The sequence below is a fragment of the Brevundimonas sp. genome (genome assembly GCF_044239655.1).
Lineage (GTDB): Bacteria > Pseudomonadota > Alphaproteobacteria > Caulobacterales > Caulobacteraceae > Brevundimonas.
This window is the reverse complement of the sequence record NZ_JBIIAY010000156.1, coordinates 1-5,728: the sequence shown is the minus strand read 5'-3', so window position 1 is coordinate 5,728 and position 5,728 is coordinate 1. Positions and strand designations below refer to the sequence as shown.

Sequence of the window (5,728 nt, the reverse complement as noted above, 5' to 3'; positions counted from 1 at the left end):
CGTGCTCTGGCGAGGAGACGGTGGGGGAGACTCGGTGTCGGGATCGAGGGCGACCGGACACACCTCGACCGCTTCGAAAGCCCCTATCCGACAGACCTCGTCGCCCCCTCCGTCACGGCCCTGAAGAAGGGCCGCGCCACCTCCCCATCGCTTCGCGAAGGGGAGGAGAAAGGCACCACTGTCTCGCCGATGACGGCGCTCGCCCTATTTCTTCTCGCCGCCTTCGCGCGGGCCGTCGCTGCGGCTGCGCTTGTTGAGGAGGACCGACAGGGACTGGCGGTCGGCGGCGCTCAGGGTGGCGAACAGGGGGATGACGTCGCGTTCCATCCGTTCGCGGCCACGGATCTCGGCGGCGCGGGACTGGTCCAGCAGGGCCGCGACCTGGGCCGGGTCGCCGTTCGGGGAGGCGGCCAGGGCGATGGCGGCCTGGCGGGCCTCGCGCGAGGCCTGGAAGTCGGGCCGGGCCGCCTGGGCGGCGGTGCGGAAGGTGGTGCGGACGCGGTCGCGGACGGCGGGGTCCAGCCCGTCCATGATCTGGCGGAAGCCGGGACGGCCGGGTTGCGAGGGCGGACCGGTGCGCTGTTCCACCTTCTCGCGGGTGACCCAGGCGGCGACGCCGCCGGCCAGGCCGAAGACATTCAGCGCGACGGAGACGGCCAGGGCGATCTTGAGGGTGCGGTTCGTCATCCCAGGACCTCGGTGTCGTCGACGACGCCCGACATCGACTGGGTGATGACGGCGTCGGTCTGGTCGTCGGCGGTCAGGTGGCTGGTCAGATTGACCCCGGCGACGACGCCCGCACAGGCCGCCGCCGCCCAGCCGGCCGCGAACCAGACCACCAGCCGATCCCAGATCCGCCGCGCCTGTTTCGGCGTCAGTCCGGCCGCGATCGCCGAGGCCAGGACCCGGTCGCGCAGGGCGGTCGAGACCACGGGGCGGGGCGAGGCGTCCAGGGCCGCGTCGATCCGGTCGGCCTCGGACAGCAGGGCGCGCGCGGCCTCGCCGTCACGGGCCACGACGGCACGCGCGGTCTCTCGCTCGGCCTGGGGCCAGCGACGCTGATCGGCACCGTAAGCTTCGGTCAGGGCTTTCAGCCTGTCGGTCGTCATCGTCATCCTCGTTCAGCCCCCCGCCCGGCGGCGGGTCCGAGATCCGCCAGGGTCGCGCGCAGGGTGCGGCGACCGCGTGACAGCAAACTTTCCAGCGCCTCGACGCTGACCTCCATCAGGGAGGCGGCCTCGATATTGCCGAGCTCCTGATAGTGACACAGCACGATGGCCTCGTGCTGCCGGTCCGGCAACCGCTTCAGGGCCGCATCGACCCGGACGCCCAGTTCGGCGCTGAGCAGACCCTGATCCGGGGCCGGGCCGTCGTCGGGACGATCGGGCGGCGTTTCGGTCGGCACCTCGCGCCGCCGCCGCAGCCGGTCGTAGCAGAGGTTCAGCCCCACGCGGTGCAGCCAGGTGTCGAAACGGGCCTTGCCGGGCACCCAGCGCGGGGCCTGCTTCCAGGCCCGGAGCATGGCCTCCTGCGCCACGTCCTCGGCCTCGACCGGATCGCCCAGCATGCGCTGCGCGAGAGCCAGCATGCGCGGCAGTTTGCGCGCCACCATGGCCTGGATGGCCGCGGGATCGCCCTGACCCACGCGGCGCACCAGATCCTCGTCGGGGTCGGCGCTCAGAGCCAATCCGGCCTCTTCCTCTGTCCAAGGCTGGGACCGGCGACATCCGGGCCTCCCGCGCCACCCTGACTACTCCGAAGCGGGGGCGGAAGGCGATGGGGGAACGGCGGGGGCGGCCATCCGGCGAGCCATGGGGCGGTTCATGCGGTGAGCCATGCGGCCGGCACCCATGCGGTGGGCACCCATGCGATGCGCGGCACGACCCATGCGATGACCGGCCATGGCGCGGCGGCCCATGACCTCGGGGGCGGTCAGGAAGCCGTCGCTGTCCTTGTCCAGACGGGTGAAGTTGGCGGCGGCGCGGGTCTGGACGTCGGCGATGACGACGGCGGCAGGGCGGGTCTCCGAGGCGCGACCCGGCGTCCGGTTCATGCGGCGTTCGGCGCGCTGGGCCCAGCGGGCACCGCCGGGGCGTGCATTGTGCATGCGTTGGGCGCGACGGCCGTCACCCCGGCGGGCCTGACGGGGGGCGTCGGCGCGGGCGGTGCGGGCGGAGTCGAACTCGGAGCGGCTGATCTCGCCGTTCTTGTCAGCGTCCAGCCGGTCGAAGCGGGCGGCGGCGCGGGTCGCCCGCATCGCCTGCCGCCCGGCCTGGCGTTCGGCGGCCGTGACCTGGCCGTCGCGGTCGGTGTCGAGGGCGGTGAGGCGGGCCGTGCGGGCCTGGACGAACTCGGCCTGGCTGATCTTGCCGTCGGCGTCGGGATCCAGACGGGCCTGTCGGGCCGCGGCCGGGCCCTGAGGTGCGGGGCTCTGGGCCATGGCCGATCCGGCCAGAAGGGCGGCGAGCGACACTGCGGCCACGCCGGCGAAACCAAATCTGCTCATCTGCAAGTCTCCCATGGGTCCATGACCCGATTGCCCACCTGTTCCGTTCAACGACGGATCGACGACGAATCCGTCGCGGGGCCTATTGCGGGGCGGGCAGGACGGTGTCGAAGGCCGCGCGCGCCTCGCGCCGGGTGCGCTCCAGACGGGCGATCAGGGCCTCGAAACCGGGCTCTCCGGCCGCCTCGGCCAGACGCCGACGGAAGGCGGCGGACTCCGTGTCGGGGTCCGGCTTGTCGTCGAAGGCGACGGCGAACAGCTGGCCCAGCCGCTGTTGCAACCGCCAGGCCTCGGCAAGGGCCGGGTCGTTCGCCAGCTGGTCGAGGGTGCGGACGGTCAGGGGCCCGCCGGACGCGGCCGCCTGGAGCTGGCGGTACTGGCCGACGAACTCGGCGTCGACGAGGCCGCCGGGCGAGAGTTTCAGGTCCCAGAAGCCCGAGGCGCGGCGTTCGCGCTCCATCAGCGAACGCATGGCCCGGATGTCGGCGGCGACGTCGATGCCGGGCCGGGGCCGACGCAGGGCCGCCTCTATTCCCGCCGTGACCCGGTCGCCGAAATCCGGGTCGCTGGCCCAGGCGACGCGGGCGCGGGTCAGGGCCATGAACTCCCAGGTCGCGGCCTCGGTCGCATAGTAGTCGGCGAAGGCCGAGAGCGGCACCGAGACCGGGCCTTTCGACCCCGAGGGCCGCAGCCGCATGTCGACCTCGTACAGACCCCCCTCGGCCGTATGGGCCGACAGGGCCGAGATCAGCCTCTGGGTGAAGCGGATGTTGAAGACGTCGGCGGTCCAGCCCTTGAGGGAAGAGGTCGCCTCGGGCGGGGCCTCGTAGACGGTCATCAGGTCGAGGTCGGAACCCGCCGTCATCTCACGCGACCCGGCCTTGCCCAGAGCGATCACCGCCACCGCCCCCGGCATGGTGCCGCCCAGTCGGACAGTCTCGTTGAGCGCCGCATCGGCCAGGGTGCGCATCACGGCGTCGGCGAGGTTGGTGAAGCCGAGGCCCGCCGCCTCGGGCCCGATCCGGCCGGTCAGGGTCTGGACCCCGATGCGGAACTGCTGCTCGCGGTGCAGGCGGCGGACGGCGTTCATGGCCCCCTCGAAGTCGCCGGCGGCGCGGGCCTCGGCCTCCATCTGGTCGAACAGGCCGGTGTTGGGGCCGAGCGGGGTCTGGAACCGGGCGTCCAACATGGAATCCAGCGCCGCCGGATAGCGACCGAGCGTCCGGGCCAGACGTGGCGCAAACGCCATGACGCCGACGATCATCTCGAACAGCTGGGGCTGGTTCAGGAACAGGGCCTGGACCTGGACGCCCGAACTCATGCCCGAGAAGAAGACGCCGAAGCGGCGGAAGGCGGCGTCGGGGGCGCCGGTCGCGGCGACCGCCTCCAGCAGCTTGGGGGCCAGACGGGTGAACAGCTCGCGGCCCCGCGCCGACCGGGTCGCGCCGATCCGGCCGTGGTGCCAGCTGCGGATGGTGTCGGAGACGGAAGTCGGCTCGGTGAAGCCCATGCGGGTCAGGGTCTTGAGCGTCTCCGGGTCATTGTCCACGCCGGTGAAGACGAGGCTGCCCCAGGACGAGGACAGGTCCTCCTCGCCCTCGAACAGTTCGCCGTAGCGGCGGTTGACCCCGACCAGCAGGGCCTCGACCCCGGCGTCGAAGGCGGCCAAGTCGCCCTCTCCGGCCAGGGCGGCGACGGCGGAGCGACGGGTGCCGTCCACGGGCAGGGCATGGGTCTGTTCGTCGTCCAGCATCTGGACGCGGTGTTCCAGGGCCCGGAGCTCGCGATAGGCCTGGGTCAGCTCCCAGGCGACCTCGATCGGGATGTGGCCGGCACCGGCCAGGGCGGCGAGGGCATCCTCGGTGCGGGGGCAGCGCAGGCGGGGGTCACGACCGCCGAGAATCAACTGTTGAGTCTGGGCGTAGAATTCGATCTCGCGGATGCCGCCGCGACCCAGTTTCAGGTTGGCCCCCATGGCGACCATGCCCTCGCCCGTCTTGTGGGCGTGGATCTGGCGCTTGATCGACTGGATGTCGAGCACGGCCTGATAATCCAGGCTGCGGCGCCAGACGAAGGGGATCAGGGCCCTGAGAAAGTCGGCGGCGGCGGAGGGGTCGCCGGCGACGCAGCGGGCCTTGATGAAGGCGGCTCGCTCCCAGTTCTGGCCGACCGATTCGTAATAGGCCAGGGCCATGGGGGTGGTGACGACCGGCGGGGTCGAGGAGGGGTCGGGGCGCAGGCGCAGGTCTACGCGGAACACGTATCCGTCGGCGGTGCGTTCCGACAGCAGGGATGCCAGGGCCTGGGCCGCGCGGTTGACGAAGCCTTGTGCCTCCACGCCGGGAGCGAGGGCCGGTTCGAGGACGTCGGGGTCAAAGAACAGGCTGAGGTCGATATCGCTGGAATAGTTGAGCTCGTCGGCGCCGTGCTTGCCCATGGCCAGGACGAACAGGCCGGGGATGGGGCCGCCCGGGTCAGCGGGATCGGAGATCAGCCGGCCCTTGTCGCGCTGGTCGTGGGCGACGGCGCAAAGGGCCCGGTGGGTGACGGCGTCGGCGAAGCGGCTGAGGGCGCCGGTGACCCGGTCCAGGTCCCAGACGCCGCCGAGGTCGGCGAGGGCGGTCAGCAGATGCAGTTCGGCCTTGAGCAGGCGCAGGGGTTTGCGGACGTCCTCGGCGCCGCCGGTCAGGGCCTCGGTTTCGGCGAGGATCTCCGCCAGCCGGGCGTCGGGGTCGGCCTCGAGGATGGCCTTCAGCCGCTCCGGCCAGCGCCGCGCGATGCCGTAGAGATAGGGCGAGGCGGCAAAGACGGGCTCCAGCGCGGGCCAGGCCCGGTCGAACAGGGTGCGCCAGCCGGCGGTGTCGGCGGCCTCGGCCAGGCGGGCATGGGCCCGGGCGGCGACCTCGGGGTCCAGCACCGGGCCGCAGGGGACGAGGCGATCGACGAGCGGGCCGATCACGCGACCGCCGCTGTCGCAGGCGGCAACACCAGCGCCACCCTCAGGCCGGGGCCGAAGCCGCCGTAGGCGCCGGGGCCTTCGTCCAGCTGGACGCGGCCGGAGTGGGCCTCGAGCACGGCGGACACCAGCGAAAGGCCGAGGCCCGACCCGGCCTGGGTGCGGCTGTTGTCCAGCCGGACGAACCGTTCGACGACGCGGCCCCGGTCGGCCTCGGGGACGCCCGGCCCGGTGTCGGTGACGGAGTATTCGATGTCGCCCGAGGA

General features: G+C 72.6%; 6 protein-coding genes. All 6 read right to left on the bottom strand.

Annotated features, from left to right (window positions below; all coding sequences use genetic code 11):
* Positions 1-204: 204 nt before the first annotated feature.
* Complete coding sequence (locus ACILQR_RS15200; protein WP_395652226.1) at positions 205-687, bottom strand: periplasmic heavy metal sensor; 483 nt, start codon at positions 685-687, stop codon at positions 205-207.
* Positions 684-1,109, bottom strand: coding sequence for a hypothetical protein (locus ACILQR_RS15195; protein WP_395652225.1), 426 nt, complete (start codon positions 1,107-1,109; stop codon positions 684-686). The genes ACILQR_RS15200 and ACILQR_RS15195 overlap by 4 nt, the downstream gene beginning before the upstream one ends.
* Before the next feature lie 2 nt (positions 1,110-1,111).
* Positions 1,112-1,687 (bottom strand): RNA polymerase sigma factor, encoded by a 576-nt coding sequence (locus tag ACILQR_RS15190; protein WP_395652224.1) that lies wholly within the window; start codon positions 1,685-1,687, stop codon positions 1,112-1,114.
* Between the two features lie 63 nt (positions 1,688-1,750).
* Positions 1,751-2,506 (bottom strand): hypothetical protein, encoded by a 756-nt coding sequence (locus tag ACILQR_RS15185; RefSeq protein ID WP_395652223.1) that lies wholly within the window; start codon positions 2,504-2,506, stop codon positions 1,751-1,753.
* 82 nt (positions 2,507-2,588) lie between these two features.
* Entirely contained in the window at positions 2,589-5,462 is a 2,874-nt protein-coding gene (locus ACILQR_RS15180; RefSeq protein ID WP_395652227.1) for a bifunctional [glutamine synthetase] adenylyltransferase/[glutamine synthetase]-adenylyl-L-tyrosine phosphorylase, read from the bottom strand.
* On the bottom strand, positions 5,462-5,728 hold a 267-nt coding region (locus ACILQR_RS15175; RefSeq protein WP_395652222.1), incomplete at its 5' end, for a sensor histidine kinase. The genes ACILQR_RS15175 and ACILQR_RS15180, both read right to left, overlap by 1 nt.